Genomic DNA, 19,028 nt, shown 5'->3' with positions numbered 1-19,028 from the left:
CCACAACAAGCATCCCCCACCGCCCGCTCAATGCCAAAGCGGGCAGACCTGCAAACAGTTCAGATGGGGGTCAATTTTGGACGCCGATCCCCCAAGTTAGGGGGTCAAAATTGCACGCCGAAACACAGAGAACTGAACAAAGTCCCCATACCGACCTGGAGCGCTCCCCTCTCCATCGCCGTATGAAGGCCGGCGGAATTGGCGGCGGCAACACGCGCACAGGGTTGAGTTTCGAAAATGAGAGCGACCTTCTCGGCGCGATTTCGCGCGCGCCGGGTTACAGCGTCACAGGCTCGATCATCTTCTATGAGGGCCGCGAAGTGGCGCGCAGCTATCGCAAGCACGCTCTTTACAGGATGCTCACCCAGCATGGCGTCAACTACCGCGACCATCTATCGAAGATGCTGCTGCCCGACGACGCCATCTATGTGATCGTCAACAACACCCTGTTCATCGTCGAAATGAAATTTCAAAAAATTCGGGGCTCGGTCGACGAGAAGCTGCAAACGTGCGACTTCAAAAAGAAGCAATATCGGAAGCTCCTCGCGCCGCTCAATTTCGAGGTCGAATACATCTACATCCTCAACGACTGGTTCCGGCATCCGCAATATAAGGACGTGCTCGATTACGTGATCTCGGTCGGCTGCCAGTACTATTTCCACTATCTGCCGCTGCAAAAATTGGGCTTGCCGGTGCCGTCCGAAACAGCGGGCGAGGAGTTGCCAATGGCGGCATAAGGATTGTCCGTTATCGACAACCCCGCCATAGACCCCGCCTTTAGGGTAAGGCGGGGCAATGGGTCGAAAGAATCAGAAAGCACGGGCCGCGCGCGTCGGGCTACCCGCCCGACTCCGTGTCTTTTTCGGGCTGCGCGTGGGCGCGCGCCCGACTTCGGCAAAGAGCGAAAAGCGTGGGCGCTTTTCGCTCCGCCTCCGCCCTCGTCTCTTCTGTCGAAGCGCCTTCGGGAAAAGCCCCGGAGTCGGGCGGGTATCCCGGACAGGATCGACATCGAGCATCATGCGGTAACATGACGTGACGGAAAGCAGCGCCGACGCGCGCGGCCCTGCATCGAGATTGACTCAAGACGCGACGGACAAGACGGGCGTCGTTCTCTCGCTCCCCCATCGAGCCAACACCCGACCAACCCGCCAATCATGGCGCTTGGCCGCGCGCTTCCCTCAAGGCGACCCCTGCGGGGCGGCTGCGCCGGCCTTGACCGAATCGCCGCCAAGCGCCCACGCATAAGCGTGTCGGCTCCAGGGGGAATGTCGCTCCATGTCTCACCCGAGGGAAGATCGTGGTGTCCGTTCATGACTGCAAGTAGTCAAATTCAACTTGGCATCCAACCATCGCCATGGGGTACACCCAATTCTGACCCAGCGGCCAAGCAGAAGGCTGGGCACCGCCCCGAGTTCCGGGCAGCCGGGATAGGCCATCGCAGCAGCGATGACATGGGTTGCGCCAAGCCAGCCCGCGATGATGGCCAGCGCGATCGAGCTGGCGGCTGACCACGGAAGAGCCAGAGCCAGCGACAGCAGGGCGACGCCGACAATCAGCCTGGCTCGACGCTGGCCGCCGTTCAGCGGACGCCAGTCGGCGGGATCGCCATTGCAACAGGGCGTCATGCGTTCTTTCATCGCTTACCCCGCGCAGCAGGAAAGTTGCTTCACGTCCTTGGAGAAGGTCTGCGCCGCGAGCTTTAGCCCTTCGACCATCGTCAGGTAAGGGAACAATTGGTCAGCCAGTTCTTGCGCCGTCATTCGAGCTCGAATGGCGAGCGCCGCCGTTTGGATCAGTTCGCCCGCATCCGGCGCGACAGCCTGTACGCCAATGAGTCGGCCCGAGCCGACTTCAGTGACAAGCTTTATGAAGCCGCGCGTGTCGAAATTCGCGAGGGCGCGCGGCACGTTGTCGAGCGTCAGCGTGCGACTGTCGGTCTCGATGCCCTCATGGTGCGCTTCCGCTTCACTGTAGCCCACGGTCGCGACTTGTGGATCAGTGAACACGACGGCCGGCATCGCGGTCAGGTCGAGGGCGGCGTCCCCGCCGGTCATGTTGATCGCTGCGCGCGTGCCGGCCGCCGCCGCGACGTAGACGAATTGCGGCTGATTGGTGCAATCGCCGGCAGCGTAGATGTGGGGCGCGCTGGTGCGCATGTGCTTGTCGACAATGATTGCGCCCTGTGGGTTGACGGCGACGCCGCCGGCTTCCAACGCCAGCCCCCGCGTATTGGGCGCACGGCCAGTGGCGATCAGCAGTTTGTCGGCGCGCAGTTCGCCGTCACCGGTCGTAAGCACGAATTCCCCGTCCACGAACGCCACGTTGCTCGCTTGCGTGTGTTCCAGCACTTCGACGCCCTCCGCTCGGAAAGCGGCTGTGACCGCCTCGCCGATCGCCGGGTCTTCCCGGAAGAAAAGCGTGCTGCGCGCGAGGATCGTCACCTTGCTGCCCAGCCGGGCGAAGGCTTGGGCCAGCTCGACAGCCACGACCGACGAGCCGATCACCGCCAAGCGCGCGGGAATCGTGTCGCTCGCCAGCGCCTCGGTGGAAGTCCAGTAGAGCGTCTCCTTCAGCCCCGGTATGGGCGGAACAGCCGGGCTCGCGCCCGCCGCGATGAGGCAGCGGTCGAATCTGATTTCGCTTTCGCCGCCTTCGTTCAGCCGGACGATGAGGGTGTGGCTGTCTTGGAACTTGGCCTCGCCACCCAGCACGGCAATGGCGGTATTGCCTTCAAGAATCCCCTCATATTTGGCGTGCCGCAGCTCATCGACGCGCGCCTGTTGTTGGGCGAGCAGTTTTTCCCGCTTGATCGTCGGAATAGTCGCGGCAATGCCCTCGTCGAACGGGCTCTCCCTGCGTAGATGCGCGATATGCGCGGCGCGGATCATGATCTTGGAGGGCACGCAGCCGACGTTGACGCATGTCCCCCCAATCGTCCCACGCTCAATGAGCGTGACCCGCGCGCCGTCTTCGGCGGCGCGCAACGCGGCCGCCATGGCCGCTCCGCCGCTGCCGATGATCGCCACCCGCAATGGCGCGCCTCGACGCCCTTGCTTTGCTTCATGATCAGGTGTCTTACCCGACCGTCTATTTTGAGGGGTGGAGTCGCGGGCGCGTTTCGCGGCCACTGCTTGATAGCCTGCTGCCTGCACAGCGGCGGAGAGCGCCGCTGGGTCGAGCGCCTCGTCGCCGCTGACCCGCGCCGTTCCTTCGGCGTAGGACACATTCGCCTCATGCACGCCAGGGGCTTCGAGCAACACTTTTTGAACATGGCTCGCGCAGCTGCCGCAAGTCATGCCGGCAATCTGCAAAACCACACTGTTCCCTTCGCGCCCTGGTTCGGACGAGACGGGAGATTCCTCAGAGCCAAGTCGTTGCCCAAGGGCATGGCGCAGGCGCGCGAGAAGCGGCAGGACTTGGCCCGTCGCAGCCGTCATCGTGTCGGCGAGCGCTGTCTTGAACGAAGGTCGCTGGTCCATGGCTCATTTCTTCAATTCGGAAGGATAACCGGCCCCTTCGGTCGCCTTGGTGAGCGCTCCGATGCTGGTCTTGGCATCGTCGTAAGTGACCACCGCTTCCTTCTTCTCGTAGCTCACTTCAGCTGCTTGCACGCCCTCGACCTTGCTTAACACCTTCTTGACGGTGATTGGGCAGGCGGCGCAGGTCATGCCGGAGACCGACAGGGTGACCGTTTGGCTGGCGGCCCAAGCCGGTGCGCTGAAAACAGCGGCCAAAGCGATCATTACGGCGAGTTTTTTCATGTTTGGGAGTCCTTTTCAGTATAACAGCGGGAGCACATACGGGAACACGATCGACCCTCCGACCAGCGCCGCAACGCCCCAGAAGATCACCTTGTAGGCTGACCTCACCTGAGGCGCGGCGCAGGCCTCTCCCGGTTTGCAGACCACGGCCGGGCGATAGATTCGACGCCAGGCGAAGAACAGCGCAACGAACGCCACGCTGAGGAACAGCGGCCGAAATGGCTCGAACGCCTTAAAATTGCCGAGCCAGGCCCCGCTGAACCCGAGGCTTACCAGCGCCAGTGGACCAAGGCAGCAGGCCGATGCCAGGATTGCGGCAACGCCGCCTGCGGCTAGGGCCTTGTGACCGTTTGATTGTCCAGACATGGATTCCTCTTTGTTAGTAAGCTCCAGCGCCTCGGTTCAGTCGGCGAGAACCCAGCGTGCAAAAAAGAAGAGCGCAATGGCGATCCCCGCCATCACCCCGAGCCCTGTCGGCGTCATCGCCATCTGTATGAGACCGAGACCGTCGCCATCACACATCGTTCTCTCCTCCATCATCAGATTGCAAAGTCGATCCGCCGGGTCGCGCATTGATCGCCATTGTTTCCGCTTTCGCGTTGACCTATTGTCACCCTAGGGCCTGTAGTCGCTACAGGGTCAAGAGGTTTTTTCTGGGAGGTGCCAAACATGAAAGCGGCAAATGCGCTCTCGATCGGCGCACTGTCGAAACACAGCGGCGTCAACATCGAAACGATCCGCTATTACGAGAAGATCGGCGTCATGCCGACGCCCGATCGCAGTGCGAGCGGGTACCGGCTCTATGGGCCGGATCATCTCAAGCGGTTGAGCTTCGTGCGCCGTGGCCGACAGCTCGGGTTCAGCCTCGATGAAATCCGAGGCCTGCTTCGTCTTGTTGACGGAGACACTTACACCTGCGCGCAAGTTCGTGAGTTGACACTGGATCACGTAGCGGAGATTCGCCGCAAGATTGCGGACTTAAAGCGGCTCAAGCGGGTGATGGAGGAAATGGCGGCGCAATGTAGCGGAGGCCGCGCGCCCGAATGCGCAATTATTGACGCTCTCTTCGATGTTCGCCAACTGTTAGCTAAGGACAACACACGTCTTCGCACAAGGTAAAATCGTTCTTAGGCCACCATCCCTTTCGGATCGTGGCCGGAAACGAGCCGACGGTGAGCGGGGGGCTCGGCAGTCGCGTCATCACGCACAATTGACTTGCGACGCCATGTAGCCCCGGCGCGCCTTCCGGGAAGAAGGCGCTGCCCGCATCACTTCCCTATCGCGATGCGCACGGCACGCCGGCTCTCTTCCGGCTATGGATACGCAAACATATTCTCTCATGCTTGGCGCTCGCGCATCGGGCGAATTCGTCACGTTCGACGAGGACGAACGCCGCCGGCATTTGTATCTCATCGGCCAGACCGGCACCGGCAAGAGCACTTTGCTGCTCAATCTGTTGCGCCAGGATTTCGAGAGTGGGGCCGGCGTCGCGTTGCTCGATCCGCACGGCGACCTCGCACGCGCGGCGCTCGACCATATCCCCCGCCGGCGCACCAACGATCTAGTCTACATCGACCCCGCCGATTTGGAGCGGTCGATCGGCTTCAATCCCCTCTCGCGCGTGCCGCCCGATCTCGCGCCTATCGTCGCCGACGGGATCGTGTCCGCCTTCCGGCACGTGTGGCCCGACAGTTGGGGGCCGCGTCTCGACTACATCTTGACGAACGCCGTCCGAGCCTTGCTCGACGTTCCCGGCGCGACCTTGCTCATGCTCCCCCGCCTTTTGATCGACACGCCTTACCGCGTGCAACTCGTCCATCGCCATGTGCATGATCCCGTGGTGCGGGCTTACTGGCAGAACGAATACGCCGGCTACACGGAGAGTTTTCGCCGCGAGGCGATTGCCCCCATTCAGAACAAGATCGGCAAGGCGTTGATGACTCCCTCGCTGCGCAACATGCTGGCGCAGCCGAGGAGCACGATCACCCCGCGCCGGCTGATGGACGAGAGCGCGATCGTCATTTGCAATCTTTCGAAGGGCGCGCTCGGCGAGAGCACCGCGCATCTTCTTGGCGCATTGCTAGTCACTTCGCTCGCACAGGCGGCGCTGTCGCGCGCCGACACACCAGCGGCCGGGCGGCGCGTGTTCCATCTCTACGCCGACGAGTTTCAATCCTTTGCCACGGAGAGCTTCTCGCTCATATTGAGCGAAGCGAGGAAATATGCACTGACGCTTACCCTCGCGCATCAATATCTCGACCAGCTTCCGCTCCCCCTACGCGCCGCGATCTTCGGCAATGCCGGCTCGATCATCGCCTGCCGCACCGGCGTATCCGACGCGCCAATCCTCGCCGAGCAGATCGGGCTTGGCGGCGAGGACGCGCTGCTCGACCTTCGCAACTTCACCGCCTGGGCGCGGCTCTTGCGCGGCGGACAGCCGTCCTCCCCTATCCCTTTCGATCTCTTTTCCGCGCCCTGGCCAATACGCCCGTCGCCCCATCGATTAATCGAAACGAGCCGGATGCGCTTTGGACGCGATCGCAGCGAGGTCGAGGAAAAGATTCGGCGGTTTCTCGCGGCCTAACGCACAGCGACTGCTATGTCGCATCATGATAATTCGCGAAGCGCAGGGACGCCGACACCTCCGCGCTATTTGTTCATTTTCAAATTCAGGTTTGTGTTCCCGCAACCGCAGCGAAGGGCTTCCCTCTCACCCTTCGCAGGCGAGACGCACAAGAACTCCGAGCACGGTGCATTGGAGCATTGCATCGATTTTAGGAAGACCTGAAACGCTGTGGCGACTGAGGCGAACTCTTTGGGCTGCAAGTTTGCCCACGCTGTGTAATGCACAGCCTTGTTGATCATCCATTGTTCGGATTGCGTGTCTGCGATTTTCTGCTTTGCTTCCGCCTGCTTCGCTTCGATCTCGGAGACACTTTTGTTCCACGAAGCAGCAGATTCCTTGGCTTCCTGAAGGCGCGCCTTCCAGGTCTGTATGACTGTCGGCCATAAATCGCCCAGGTCATATTGGCCGTTCCCGTGATACTCGACCCGGGCGCGCAAATTGTCGGCAAGAATTGTCGACACGTATTCAAGATAGCGACGCAAAGTCGCCGCCGCTCCGGGCACATCAGAACTTGCGAGCTTGCTCGCTATTTGCGTCCAAACATCTTCTTCACTCCAGACCTGCGGGCCTGAATCCACCGTCCATCCCCCGAAGCTGATGCTACCCTGAATAAGGTTCTCGGTTCGCATGAATTGCAACCAGACGGGATCATGCGTCGTGAGAACAAATTGTGTCTTCGGGAATTTCGTCTTCAGCAAAGCACAAACTTCACGTCGGTGCCCAGCGTCGACTGACATAAGCACGTCATCAAGCACAGCCAGCGTAAACTCATCGCCAAGCGTGTGCTTCATCAGTGCAAGATAAAGGCATAGACCCATGCCATCCTGATGGCCTTCACTATGGTAGGCTCCCGGCGGAAATTTGCCGCGGCCATAAAAGTCTACATCGAATGCCAGCTTGCCGACGGATGGAGTCAGCTTGCCTTCAAATTTTTCTTCGTCGTCACGGTTGATGAAGCTATAGTACTCGGTGAAGTCATTTTGGACGGTGTCGTAGATAGCCTCAAGCACAGATGTGCTGACCTTTCCATAGTGCTCAAAAACCTTAGCAGCCAAATCCGCGCGTTTAAAGGCGGCCTCAGCTTCTTCTTTCGTCGAACGGCACCGGTCATATTTTTCCTGTGCGACGATTAGGAACTCCTTCGCAGCCTCCTCTTTGGAAGGATCTGGCAATGCATCCACGTACTGTTTGAGATCGTCCGTGACTTTCGTCACCGCGTTCGAAAGTGCTGCACCAGTTCGCTTGAGCGCTTCAACGGCGTCCGCAATCCCACCAGGGTCGGTGCAGACTTTTTCGATCGCAGCGCCATCGTTCTCGCAAGCGAGAATAAATTCTGACATTGCAGCGGAGTCAATTTTCGGCTCGGCCTGACCACAGGCCTGCACTATTTTTTTCGCAGCAATCACGATGTTCTCAAGATTGGACGTGAGCGGCTGAATGGCCTTGTTAAGCTCATCCAGCACTGTCAACGCAGCAGATGCATTCGCAACCTTCTCTTGGAGATGCGCTTTTAGTTCATTCACGTCCCAGGCCGTATCGCATAGCGGACATGCTTCATCCTCGATTAATTCCAAGCCCTGCTCGACCAGCACCTTCTGCCTGAAGCTTTTTAGTATCGCCGGGTTGCTAATAAGATTTGTCAATGTAACGAAGGCTTCATCTTTGCTCTTCTTCAGAGCAGCATCTCCTGCCTCCACAACATACTGGTGATAGATCGCGAGATCGGACAGCGTTGTTGCCTTTGACAATCGTTGCTTTGCCGGCACCTTGCCTTCTTCCGCCACGACGTCCTGCTTTATCAAAGTTTGCGGCGTCAGATCAGGCAACGGCTCGAGTTTCAGCAGATTACGCCGCTCGTTCACCGCAATAAGGAGATCGTCCTTTTTTGGGGCCTTGATGCCAAGATACTGGAAGAAGTCCTGTTTGGTGCGGCTGTCATCGGTCGCAGCTTTTGTGGACTCTTTCTTTGCATCGTTGGCGACGCGTTGAAATGACATGCGTACCTTTTCAATTTGATCCAGACGTAACAATGTTTGGACGTCTTTGGAGCGGTCTCCGGCCGGCGTCAAAATGTATTTGATGATCTCACGGCGTGAGAGCGCGAATTCCGGATGTGTTTCTAGCTGCGCGAGAAGAGCCTGAGTTTTTGTATCGTTTGGGGTAACACTTGGCGTTGCAATACCCTTAACGGTTCGCTCAATCGTGATGCTCTTTCCGAGCAATGGTGCGTAAGCTGTTATTCTGACGATTGACTTCTCGGGATTGGAAACGGAGTCGACGTGAGGCGCATGCGCCTTCACGCTAAGCTCGGCCGTTCCCGTGCCACCTAGGCGCGTGATATTCCCTGTCAGAGCAAATTCTATCGCATCGACTATGCCACTCTTGCCGGTGCCATTCGGTCCCGCAATGCCGAAACTTTTCTTGTCGAGCGAGAGCGTCAGATTTCTAATCCCTCGAAACTCCACGATCTCGATTTTTTCAATGCGGATCATTTCGCTGTTTCGTTTGGCTTGAAAAGTGCTTTGCGCAAACTGTCGACATCGAGTTTTTGTTGTTCGAGGCTTTGTCGAAGCGCCTCGACTGCTTCGTTGCCGATAGTCTTTTCGCTCTCAAGCTTCTTTAGGAATTCGGCGAAGACCAACGTGACGGTAGCAGATAGCGGCGGGAGTGCGTTTGGCATAGATAAAGCTTACGCGCGATATTCGAGGTCTGCAACCAAATGAAGTATTGAGCGCCTCCGCCGCCCATCAAATATTCACGAATGGGATGCGCCGCTCTCCAGCGAGGCGCGGCGCGGCTGACCCCGCCAAAGCCCGACAGGCCCCGGCCAACCCCGACAGACAAAGCTCCGACATTCGGCTGTTAGAATGAAACCATGAGCCATGGCGCTTCAGCCTCAATAGTGACTCGCCGACCGCGATTCCGCCGCTCACCTAAAGCGCCTGCCTTCCGGGTAACCGACGATGACATCCGCATCATCAGGCACATTGCGCGACATCGCTTCTTGCGGTCGACGCACATCGCAGCGCTTGTGGGGCGATCGCTCGATCGGACAAATGATCGGCTGTGCCACCTCTTTCATGCGGGATACGTCGACCGTCCCCGCGCCCAACTCGACTACTATCCGACGAAGGGTTCCGCGCCGATGGTCTATGCGCTCGCCGATCGGGGAGCGCGGCTGTTGCGCGATCGTGTAGACGTCGACCCGTCGGGGATCGACTGGCGTCGCAAGAATTTGGAAGCCGGCCGACCCTTCATCGAGCACCAAATGGAGATCGCTGACTTCGAAGTTGCGGCGTACCTTTCGGCCGAGCGTTCCGGTTACCACTACGCCAACGCCGAGGAGATAGCGTCTCGTTTGCCGGGAACGTTTGCATCCGATCTTGGCGGCAATCTGCTCGCGCTTCGGGTCACAGTTTCGCACCAGGGGGCGCGCCACGAGATCGGACTTGTCCCCGACATCGCCTTCGCCATCGACTTGAAAAATGGCGCGCCCCGAAACTTCGTCGTCGAGATTGACCGAGGCACAATGCCGATCAGGCGAACGGACTTTTCCCAAACCAGCATCGAGCGCAAACTTCGCTCCTACCTCTCAGCCTATGTCTCCCGCCTCTTCGAGCGAAAGTTTGGCTGGAAGTTCTTTCGCGTGCTGTTCGTCACCAGCGACGACAATCGCGTCCGCTCGATGATCGAGGCGCTGCGATCCATTCAGCCTCCCGGCGCTGCCGGTTCGTCTCTCTTCCTTTTCGCCTCGCGCGATACGCTTCGCGCCGCCGATCCACTGACCGCAAATTGGCGTGGCGTCGACGGACAACTGCGGCGGCTGTTGCCCCAATGAGAGGCGAAAAGCCTATTGGGTCGGGCGCAGGTGTGCGCACAACCTCTCAAGAATTCAGGTTGTTGTCACCGCGAAGTGGGGGAAACGGTTTCCCCCACCATTTCCCTCTCTCTTTACCCCAAGCCGTCCAAGGGTGCCTCGCCGGCCGGCCGGCTAGAATGGAGGAAAACAACTATCGAGTCTGGCTGGATTGTCCAACGACGGACTTCCATAAGAATCTGAAATCACGAAGAAAGCTTTTTCGAAGACATTAATCGGGTCATTGATTCGGAATATATGAGCCGATTAATGAGCCGATATAGGTCGGCCGACCTTCTCCTGGCATTCTTCTCTCGCCAAAGCACGGGGCGAAACCATGCCAAATGCATGGGTGCTCGTGGCGCGAATTCGAAGCGATGCGCCGCCAGCAAGCGACGCAAGGCGCTGACGTTGCGCGTATTTCGCCGCATCCAAAAATCGTTTCGCCGGTGCTTTCAGAAAGCGTCGCCGAAGCGACAAAATCCGCGCGCCCTTGACGGGTCTTTTTCGCGGCGTACCCTGAAAGTCAGTCTCCGGAAACTTCCTCAACTTTGCGATCCGCGCGGGCGGGCGGCGGGGCTCTGCGTCCCTCGCCGCCTGCCTACGCAGGACATCGCAACCTCGCCGGAAGGAGTTTCCAATGCCGGAGAAAGAGCAACCCAAGCAGCCGACGCATCGCGCCTATTCAGTCATTCGCCGCGAAGGCCAGGACGACTTTTGGCTAAACGTCGGATTGGTCTTTCCGCACAAGGACGGCGGCGGCTTCAACATCATGTTGCAAGCCCTTCCGCTTGACGGGAAGATCGTGTGCCGTGAGATCACGGACGACGACCGAGACGAAGCGCCGGCGCAGCAGCGTCACCGTTCGACAAACGGTCGCTCACCGCAGGGATCGCATCGCCGTTGAACATGGCGACGCATCAGATTCGACGAGCCGCCCAACGGGCGGCTCACTCAATTTTGGCGCTCGATCTTGCTACCTATTTGCTACCTAGAGCAAAAATTGCCACCGCATAATTTTCTGTAAGTTTTTGATATTCTTGGTGAGCGCGGTGGGGCTCGAACCCACGACCCCCTGATTAAAAGTCAGGTGCTCTACCGACTGAGCTACGCGCTCTCTCAAGAAGCGGCGGGTTGACGCCGCTAAAGTCGACTGAGCGGGTCGGTCCGTTCGGCCGCGCGGGGTCTTGTCCCGCCTTTGCGATCAACTACCGGCGGGCGCCCTCCCGGTCAACCCTGGCGGCGCCCGCGCGCCTTTCACTCGGTAATCTTGGCGAAAAGCGCCACCAGCCCGAAGAGAACGGCCGAGACTGCCGTCGTGATCGCGGCTTTCTTGAGGAGATCCGGCGATGCGGGGGCGCCGCGATCGGCGCCTTCGGGCAGTTCTTCTTCAGCTTCTTCGGACGAACGGACGCCGAGCGGCAGCACGGCGAGTAGCACGATCCACCAGATCGTCAGGTAGATCGCGGCCGCAAGCGGCAGTGAAAAGGGCATCAGGCCTGCTCGAGTTCGATCAGCGCGCCGCAAAAATCCTTGGGATGGAGAAACAGCACCGGCTTGCCATGCGCGCCGATCCTTGGCTCCCCGTCGCCCAATACGCGCGCGCCGGAAGCCTTAAGCTGTTCGCGCGCTTCGAGAATGTTTTCGACCTCATAGCAGATATGGTGGATCCCGCCCGAAGGATTTTTCGCAACAAAGCTGGCGATCGGCGAATTCTCCCCATAAGGCTCGAGCAGCTCAATCTTGGTGTTGGGCAATTCGACGAAAACGACCGTAACGCCATGGTCCGCCAAGCTTTCTGGAGTCGACACTTTCGCGCCGAGGGCGTCGCGATAGACGGCGGAAGCCCTTTCGACGTTGTCGACGGCGATAGCGACATGGTTCAGGCGGCCGATCATTTTCACCCTTCCGGAAAAACGCTGTGCTGCGCCAATAAGCGTTGAGGCGCGCGATTTCAACCGGCGGGGCGCGCCTCGGTGTGCGGCGTGCGGCTTAGTCCGTCGATCGCGAGGCGCAAAGACGCCAATCGCGGATCGACTCGAACGAAGGAGCTCCACGGGCAGCCTTCGGCAATGCCGCGGCGAATGGCGTCGAGCGCTCGGGAACGCTTGCCGAGGGCAAAATATGCCGCGCCGAGAAAGCTGGGCGGCGCGTAGAGTTCGGCGTCTTCGATCAAATCGCCAATGAGCGCCTCAGCTTCTTTGGCGGCGCCAGCGCGCGCTAGCGCATAGGCGAGCACGGTCAACTGCAAGGGATCGTCCGGGCTCGAGGCGACCGCGCGTTTTGCGGAGCTGACCGCCTGCTCATGAAAGCCTTGGAGGCTGTAGGCGATGGACATCACGAGATGCAGAGTCGTGGCGTCGGGCCGCAAGTCGAGCCCGTCGCGGGCATAGCGGCGGGCGCGTTCGAGATCGCCGGCGCAAAGGATGAGCCAGGCGCGCAATGACAGCAGCCCCTGATCATGCGGCGAGTTGACCAGTCCCTCTTCGCAGTCGGCGAGCGCGTCATCGAGACGATCCGCAGCTGCGAGCAGCCAACTGCGGTAGACGCGCGCCTTGCCGTAGAGCGGATCGTCGGCGACCGACTGATCGAGGAGCGCGACGCCTTCGGAAATCTTGCCCTTCAGCGCGCCGCGGGCCCAGCCGAGGACGGCCCGCGCCGGCGTGTGATCGCGCGCTGGGCCAAGCGCCCGGCCGGCGAAATCCTCAATCATCGCCGCCGCCTCGGCGGGACGAAGAAATCCGCGCGCGACGCGGCCAGCGGCGATATCGGCGGCGAGCGACCAGACCGAGGGATTGCCGGGGTCGAGCTGGGCGGCTGAAGCGATCGCTTCCTGCGCACGGGCGAAACCCTCGCGCGTGCGGTCTCCGGCAAGCTCATAGGCGGTCTGCCATAGATCGAGAATATGCGGCTCGGTCGACGGCGCGAGCCGGACAGGTTCAACGGAATCCTGATCGACGATTTCAACTGCGGCGCGGAAGGTGAGGCCCCGGCCATAGGCGGTGGCGATCAAATCCTCGCCGCCGGCCTCGCGGAGCGGCTTTCGCAAGAGATAGGCGCAGCGGTCGATCGAGTCGTCGGAGGCGGCGCGATCCGGCCAGAGCCGCGCGGCGATCTCGCTCTTGGTCACCAGGACGCCGGGCGCATCAAGCAGCAATTCAAGGAGTTGACGCGCCTGGGGGCCAAGGTGGATGCGCGCGCCGTTGCGCTGCAATCCTCCCTGCGCACTATAAGTAAATCCTGAAAATCGCTTCGCCAATTCGCCCATGGTGCCCTGCCCGGCGCGACGATGGCAAGTTGACGCGTCTTCGGCAAGAACAGATTTTGGTTAAGTCCCCAAAATTGCATAGACTTTTTCTATATCGCGGCGCCTGAAGGGGCCATTTTGGGGTGACATATTAGGCTCAAAAATAAAAAACGCCGGACGTACCTCCGGTCCGGCGTTTGAGCTCTCCATATACGCAGAACGTTGGAAGGCTCCGCGCAGTCTATGCGCGCGCAAGCTGACGGCCGCGTGACGGCGGCGTCTACCGCTCAGGCGCGGCGCGCCTTCTGCTCCTCCTTGCCCCACACGAAAATGGTCAGCGCCAGCACGCCGGCTGCAGCGAGCAGAAAGTAAGGCATTCGGGCCGACAGCGGCCGCCCGCCGACGGTGAAGGGAAACCGCGACACCCAATGCTCGCCATTCGGCCCTTCGACCGTGACGATCCCAACAAATTCGCCTGGATCCTTGAACACATGTTCGAAATTCAGCGTGCCTGCCGGATAGACCTTTGGCGGCAGATAGGCGACCGTCACCGCATCGAGAGGCGCTTGCTCCTCCTGTCCGCCAACGTCGCGGATGATGCGGAAGTCCGTCGACATCCCTCGCATCTCGTCCTGAGCATAATCGAGAACGAAAATCGTATCGCCGGTTTTTGGAATGTCCTCGCAAAACCGGTTTCGCGACGCTGCAGGCTGGTAGCCGGAGAAATACATGAAGTCGGGTCCGACTTTCAGCAGACAGGTGCTCTGCTGGCGCTGCATCGCGCCATGGGCGAATGCGCCCGACCAAGGCCCGCTCGCGAGCGCCGCGACCACAAGCCAGAAAACTGCGTTAAAGGGCTTCGACATGCCGTCCTCCCGATTCGGCGGCTGGATGACGCGACTCCTGGCGCGACGGCGGCGAAAGCCGACCTCCCGCGCCTGCCGGGGAGAGCCTGACATCTTCCGCCTTTATCCAGCCGCATCCTGTTTAACTGTGCCGAGCAGAGGCGTCCCAAAAAGAGCCTCGCCGCGCTTAAACTTAAGCTTGCGCCTCTCTAATTCGTTCAGTACCGGTTCACGCGGGGCGCGTGCGATAGCGCTCAGGAAAGAACGCGTCAGGAATGAAAAAGATGCGCTCCCTGTCGGAATTCCTCATTCTCGCAGTGCTTCTGCTTGCCGGCGACTTCGCCTGGGCCGCCGATCTCAACGATTATCCGACCTCGGCGCGCGCCGATTATGTCTTCGGCTGCATGAAAGCCAATGGCGATACGCGGCTCTCGCTCGACCAATGCTCCTGCTCGATCGACGTGATCGCAACAATTCTGCCCTATGAGCGCTATGTCGCCGCCGAGACCGTGGCGAGCGTCAATCAGCAGGCGGGACAGGTCGGCGCGCTGATGCGCAATACGGACGCGGCCCGCGATATGCTTCAAGAGTTGCGCCGCGCTCAGGCCGAAGCGCAAGTGCGGTGCTTTTAAACGCGAATCGATGTGGAAGGCGGAGAGGCCATGTTTATTCTCATTCTCGGAATCGTAATTTTTCTCGGCATTCACACGCTCACGGCGTTTCGCGAAACGCGCACCAGCCTGATCGACCGATACGGATTTCAGACCTATAAGGCCGCCTACGGACTGGTCGCCGCCATCGGTCTCGGGCTGATCGTCTACGGATTCATTCGCTACCGCGCCGAGGGCATGATTTATGTCTGGACGCCGCCGTCATGGGGACGCCATGTCGCCATGCCGCTCGTCTGGTTCGCCTTCGTCGCGATCGCGAGCCGTCGCGCGCCGCCGGGCCGCATTCGCGGCGCGCTGCGCCATCCGACGCTCGTCGCGATAAAGAGCTGGGCGCTCGCGCATCTGCTCGTCAATGGCGATCTCGGCGGCATGATCCTGTTCGGGTCTTTTCTCGCCTGGGGCGTTTTTGACCGCATCGCGGTGAAGAAGCGCGGGGACGGGGGCGCGCCGCGGATCTCTCAATTTACGCGCGGCGACGCGATCGCGCTTGGCGTCGGAACGGCGCTGTTCCTCATCGTGCTCTATCTGCATCCCTGGCTGTTCGGCGTTTCGGTGTTGCCGGCATGAGCAACGCTCGACTTCATCCTACGACGGCGCGGATTCGTCTTCGCTCGGCGCTGGCGTCTCCAGGCTGCGACCCTGCCAGGGCCAGCGGCCTTCGAGCTCCACTTCCATCGTGAAGCTCATCGCCGTGCGGATCATCACGATCAGGCCGAGGACGAAGACATTCTCGAGGCTTGGGTGTTCGACGGAGACAGTTCGGATGATGTCGCCGCCGACGAGGAACTCCAACCCCAGCAGAATCGAACGGCCGACATTTTTTCGGTAGCCGCGATAGGTGAGGGGATGTTCTCTCCAGGGCGTGAGAAAAGCGAGCGTCGACAGGACCGCGCCAGTGACGATGATCAGCACGCCGACGACGTCGAGCGCCAGGCCCGCGGCATTGATGATCTGATGGATGTTCGCGAGAAAGGGCGCTAGCATGGCGCCCTCATTCGCTGGTTCCGGCGAGACGAGACAGCGCCCGAGCGCGGCCGATGAGCGGCAGCAGCGCGGCGAGCTCCGGCCCGCTCTCGGCGCCGGTGAGCGCGAGCCGCAGCGGGTGGAAAAGCGCCTTGCCTTTCCTGCCGGTCGCCGTCTTGATGTCGCTCGTCCAGACCGACCATGTGGTCTCGTCCCAAGGCTCCGACGGCAGGAGTCGCGCCGCGTCTTTCAGAAATGAATCGTCCTCACGGATCGGCGCGATCTCGCCGTCCGCGACGCGCCACCATGTCAGAATATCGTCAAAGCGCGCAAGATTGCCGCGCGCCGCGCGCCATAAGGGCTCCGCCTTGCGGCCGACGATGGTCAAGGCTTCGAGACGCTCGCGCACATCCCGATACTCGTAGAGGGCGAGCGTGCGATGCGTCAGGGTTTCGAGATCGGCGGGGTCGAACCGCGCCGGATTGCGCGAGACATGCGACAGATCGAAGCTCTGCGCCAGCTCTTCGAGCGAGCGCAGGGCGTGGATATTGTCGGAAGAGCCGGTCAGCGTCGCGAGCGCCGCCACGGCCAGGGGCTCGTAGCCTTCTTCACGCAGCGAGGCGATCGAGAGCGATCCGGTCCGCTTCGACAGGGCCTCGCCGCCGGCGCCGACAAGAAGGTTGTGATGCGCGAAAATCGGCGCTGCCGCCTGAGGCGCGAGCGCACGGGCGAGCTGCAGCTGCACGGCGGTGTTGGTGACATGGTCTTCGCCGCGGATGACATGGGTGATCCCCATGTCGATGTCGTCGACGACAGAGGGCAGCGTGTAGAGAAAACTGCCGTCCTCGCGGATCAGAACGGGGTCGGAGAGCGCCGCGCAGTCAATATGCGCCGGACCGCGAATGAGGTCGTTCCATTCGACCACGCCGGGTTCGAGCATGAATCGCCAGTGCGGCCGCCGGCCGGCGGCTTCTAGCGCCGCCCGGTCGGACGCGCCAAGGCGCAGCGCCGCGCGATCGTAGATCGGCGGCAGGCCGCGCGCCTGCTGCATTTTGCGCCGCTTCTCCAGTTCTTCGGCGGTTTCGTAGCAGGCGTAAAGGCGGCCAGATCGCCGCAGGCGATCGGCGGCGTCTTCATAGAGCGCCACGCGCTCCGACTGTCGGAAAACAGCGTGCGGAACGACGCCGAGCCAGGCGAGATCGCTCTCGATTCCGCGCGCGAATTCCTCGCGGGACCGAGCAAAATCAGTGTCATCGAACCGTAGCGCGAATCGTCCATGGTGCGCGACGGCGAACAGGAAATTGAACAGCGCGACGCGCGCGTTGCCGATGTGAATGCGGCCGGTCGGCGAGGGCGCGAAACGAACGATCGGAGAGGTCATGAGGAAGCTTCGTCAGGCGTTTCCAGAGGAGGGTCGACAGCAGGGTCTTCAGCAGCAGGTCTCCTCTAGCTCGCGCCGGGAGAAGATTCTCGCGCCGCCGTCCTTTTGCCAAGACGCGGCGACTTTGTCAGGGGGAATATCACAATGGCCGCGCCCGGGCGTTGCGCGCCGGCGGCCCAGCGACTCCGCCAGCGTTCGCCGTCGCGATTCTCAGCGTTACGACTCTTAAGGAAAAAGCGCCGTTCATGATCCTGGCCTATATCTGCGCCGGCTGGTGCGCCGTCATTCTCATTCTCAATTTCACAAGCATGGCGCTGATGTCCCGAAAATGTCGGGCGCGGCCGCGGAACCTGCCGCCGCCTGAAAATGCGCCGCCGGTGAGCATCGTGCGGCCGCTGCGCGGGCTGGAGCCGTTCAGCGAGGAGACCCTTGGCGCGACTTTCGATCTCGACTATCCCGACTATGAGATCGTCTTTTGCGTGCAGTCGCCCAGCGACCCGGTCATTCCGCTGGTCGAGCGGCTGATCGCGGCGCATCCCGAGCGCGAGGCGCGTCTGCTCGTCGGCGACGATTACGTCAGCGCCAATCCCAAGCTCAACAACTGCGTCAAGGGGTGGGAGGCGGCGCGCCATCGTCATGTGATTCTCGCCGATTCCAACGCGCTGCCGCCGCGCGACTATATCCAGACGATGCTCGCCGCCTTCCGCGACACGACGGCGATGAGCGTTTCGATGCCGATCGGGTCGCGCCCGAAAGGCTTCTGGGCGACGGTCGAATGCGCGATCCTCAATACTTTCCAGGCGCGCTGGCAATATGGCGCAGAGGCGATCGGGGCCGGCTTCGCTCAGGGCAAGAACATGATGTGGCGGCGCGACGTCCTCGACAGGGCTGGCGGCATTCGCGCGCTGGCGAGCGAAATCGCCGAGGACGCCGCCTCAACCAAGGTCATCCGCGCCCAGGGCATGGACGTGCGCCTCGTGGATATGCCTTTCGAGCAGCCGCTTGGAAAGCGCACAGCCGGCGAGGTTTATTCGCGGCATGTGCGCTGGGCGCGTCTGCGGCGGGCGACGTTTCCCGCGCATTACGTTCCGGAGTTCATGAACGGCAGTTTTGCGGCGATCGTTCTCGGCGCCTATGCCGCCCTCCAGCTCGACGGCGGGATTTCGACGGTGGCGCTGGTCACGACGCTCATCGTCTTTTCCTTGCATAGCGGCGAGATCTGGCTTGCGCGCGTCTGCGGCTTCCCGCTCGACTGGCGCATGCCCTTCGCGCTTATCATGCGCGACCTGATGCTGCCGGTGATGTTCATCGACGCGCTGATCTATGACGACTTCGTATGGCACGGCGCCGAGATGACCGTGAGCGAGGCGGAAGAGACGACGGGGTGACGCTCCGTCTTCACAAGCGCCGTCGATTTGCGCAGTTTTCCGCAAGTTTGATTGACGCGCGCCAATGCCTTGCCCAAGCCCGCGCTGGGCTCCTGCAGTTCGAACGATCACTCTTCCTGGACACCGGCTCGAGCTTCGCATAATCTCGCCGCATCCTGGAGTTATACCAACCCGCGTTGATTAGAACCGATAGGCCCATTCGCGCAGCCCGATGGACATTATGCGCCAGGGTTGTTCGACGAGGCTGTTCCACGCATCACAGCAGTGATCGACGATATCATCGTAGGATT

Annotated in this window: 20 protein-coding genes and 1 tRNA gene; 8 read left to right on the top strand and 13 right to left on the bottom strand. The window is 60.9% G+C overall.

Annotation, left to right across the window (positions count from 1 at the left end):
* Positions 1-224: 224 nt before the first annotated feature.
* A complete protein-coding gene (locus QZ964_RS19300) occupies positions 225-737 on the top strand; it encodes a hypothetical protein (protein ID WP_292533642.1) in 513 nt (170 codons plus the stop codon).
* Between the two features lie 543 nt (positions 738-1,280).
* Here the strand turns inward: QZ964_RS19300 and QZ964_RS19295 are convergent.
* From QZ964_RS19295 to merT, 4 genes are all read right to left on the bottom strand, one after another.
* Entirely contained in the window at positions 1,281-1,637 is a 357-nt protein-coding gene (locus tag QZ964_RS19295; protein WP_292533641.1) for a hypothetical protein, read from the bottom strand.
* Between the two features lie 3 nt (positions 1,638-1,640).
* On the bottom strand, positions 1,641-3,317 hold the full coding sequence (gene merA / locus QZ964_RS19290) for a mercury(II) reductase (RefSeq protein WP_292533645.1): 1,677 nt from the start codon (positions 3,315-3,317) through the stop codon (positions 1,641-1,643).
* Positions 3,318-3,482: 165 nt separating this feature from the next.
* Entirely contained in the window at positions 3,483-3,761 is a 279-nt protein-coding gene (gene merP, locus QZ964_RS19285) for a mercury resistance system periplasmic binding protein MerP (protein WP_292533640.1), read from the bottom strand.
* Between the two features lie 15 nt (positions 3,762-3,776).
* Positions 3,777-4,127, bottom strand: coding sequence for a mercuric ion transporter MerT (merT, locus tag QZ964_RS19280; protein WP_292533638.1), 351 nt, complete (start codon positions 4,125-4,127; stop codon positions 3,777-3,779).
* A gap of 303 nt (positions 4,128-4,430) precedes the next feature.
* On the opposite strand from merT, the gene QZ964_RS19275 reads away from it, so the two are divergent.
* The gene (locus QZ964_RS19275) at positions 4,431-4,880 is read left to right on the top strand and encodes a helix-turn-helix domain-containing protein (RefSeq protein ID WP_292533637.1); all 450 of its coding nucleotides are present in this window, start codon (positions 4,431-4,433) and stop codon (positions 4,878-4,880) included.
* Positions 4,881-5,076: 196 nt separating this feature from the next.
* Positions 5,077-6,345, top strand: coding sequence for a DUF87 domain-containing protein (locus QZ964_RS19270; RefSeq protein ID WP_292533635.1), 1,269 nt, complete (start codon positions 5,077-5,079; stop codon positions 6,343-6,345).
* Positions 6,346-6,410: 65 nt separating this feature from the next.
* Here the strand turns inward: QZ964_RS19270 and QZ964_RS19265 are convergent, their stop codons facing one another.
* Together QZ964_RS19265 and QZ964_RS19260 are read right to left on the bottom strand one after the other, a co-directional pair.
* On the bottom strand, positions 6,411-8,879 hold the full coding sequence (locus QZ964_RS19265; protein WP_292533633.1) for an AAA family ATPase: 2,469 nt from the start codon (positions 8,877-8,879) through the stop codon (positions 6,411-6,413).
* Entirely contained in the window at positions 8,876-9,067 is a 192-nt protein-coding gene (locus tag QZ964_RS19260; protein ID WP_292533632.1) for a hypothetical protein, read from the bottom strand. The genes QZ964_RS19265 and QZ964_RS19260 overlap by 4 nt, the downstream gene beginning before the upstream one ends.
* Positions 9,068-9,262: 195 nt before the next feature.
* On the opposite strand from QZ964_RS19260, the gene QZ964_RS19255 reads away from it, so the two are divergent.
* Together QZ964_RS19255 and QZ964_RS19250 are read left to right on the top strand one after the other, a co-directional pair.
* A complete protein-coding gene (locus QZ964_RS19255; protein ID WP_292533630.1) occupies positions 9,263-10,225 on the top strand; it encodes a replication-relaxation family protein in 963 nt (320 codons plus the stop codon).
* Positions 10,226-10,883: 658 nt separating this feature from the next.
* Positions 10,884-11,150, top strand: coding sequence for a hypothetical protein (locus QZ964_RS19250; protein ID WP_292533628.1), 267 nt, complete (start codon positions 10,884-10,886; stop codon positions 11,148-11,150).
* 134 nt (positions 11,151-11,284) lie between these two features.
* Here QZ964_RS19250 and QZ964_RS19245 read toward each other — a convergent pair.
* The 5 genes from QZ964_RS19245 to QZ964_RS19225 all read right to left on the bottom strand — a co-directional run bounded on the left by QZ964_RS19245 (position 11,285) and on the right by QZ964_RS19225 (position 14,356).
* A tRNA-Lys gene (locus QZ964_RS19245) sits at positions 11,285-11,360 on the bottom strand.
* 140 nt (positions 11,361-11,500) lie between these two features.
* Positions 11,501-11,737, bottom strand: a complete 237-nt coding sequence (locus QZ964_RS19240) for a DUF1467 family protein (protein ID WP_292533627.1) — start codon at positions 11,735-11,737, stop codon at positions 11,501-11,503.
* Entirely contained in the window at positions 11,737-12,141 is a 405-nt protein-coding gene (gene mce / locus QZ964_RS19235) for a methylmalonyl-CoA epimerase (protein ID WP_292533625.1), read from the bottom strand. The genes QZ964_RS19240 and mce overlap by 1 nt, the downstream gene beginning before the upstream one ends.
* Before the next feature lie 56 nt (positions 12,142-12,197).
* Positions 12,198-13,511, bottom strand: coding sequence for a winged helix-turn-helix domain-containing protein (locus tag QZ964_RS19230; protein ID WP_292533623.1), 1,314 nt, complete (start codon positions 13,509-13,511; stop codon positions 12,198-12,200).
* Positions 13,512-13,777: 266 nt separating this feature from the next.
* Positions 13,778-14,356 carry a hypothetical protein gene (locus tag QZ964_RS19225; RefSeq protein ID WP_292533621.1) on the bottom strand — a complete coding sequence of 193 codons (579 nt, stop codon included), beginning with the start codon at positions 14,354-14,356 and terminating at the stop codon, positions 13,778-13,780.
* A gap of 263 nt (positions 14,357-14,619) precedes the next feature.
* On the opposite strand from QZ964_RS19225, the gene QZ964_RS19220 reads away from it, so the two are divergent.
* Positions 14,620-14,967 (top strand): hypothetical protein, encoded by a 348-nt coding sequence (locus QZ964_RS19220; RefSeq protein WP_292533643.1) that lies wholly within the window; start codon positions 14,620-14,622, stop codon positions 14,965-14,967.
* Positions 14,968-14,997: 30 nt separating this feature from the next.
* A complete protein-coding gene (locus QZ964_RS19215; protein WP_292533619.1) occupies positions 14,998-15,573 on the top strand; it encodes an NnrU family protein in 576 nt (191 codons plus the stop codon).
* A gap of 18 nt (positions 15,574-15,591) precedes the next feature.
* On the opposite strand, the gene QZ964_RS19210 is transcribed toward QZ964_RS19215, so the two are convergent.
* On the bottom strand, positions 15,592-15,990 hold the full coding sequence (locus QZ964_RS19210) for a DUF1622 domain-containing protein (protein WP_292533618.1): 399 nt from the start codon (positions 15,988-15,990) through the stop codon (positions 15,592-15,594).
* A gap of 7 nt (positions 15,991-15,997) precedes the next feature.
* Complete coding sequence (locus QZ964_RS19205) at positions 15,998-17,350, bottom strand: glutamate--tRNA ligase (RefSeq protein WP_292533616.1); 1,353 nt, start codon at positions 17,348-17,350, stop codon at positions 15,998-16,000.
* A gap of 245 nt (positions 17,351-17,595) precedes the next feature.
* On the opposite strand from QZ964_RS19205, the gene QZ964_RS19200 reads away from it, so the two are divergent.
* Positions 17,596-18,738 (top strand): ceramide glucosyltransferase, encoded by a 1,143-nt coding sequence (locus QZ964_RS19200; RefSeq protein ID WP_292533614.1) that lies wholly within the window; start codon positions 17,596-17,598, stop codon positions 18,736-18,738.
* Positions 18,739-19,028: the final 290 nt, after the last annotated feature.

The sequence above is a fragment of the Methylocystis sp. genome (assembly GCF_021731785.1).
In the GTDB taxonomy this organism is placed as follows: Bacteria; Pseudomonadota; Alphaproteobacteria; order Rhizobiales; family Beijerinckiaceae; genus Methylocystis.
This window is presented reverse-complemented; position numbering and strand designations above follow the sequence as displayed.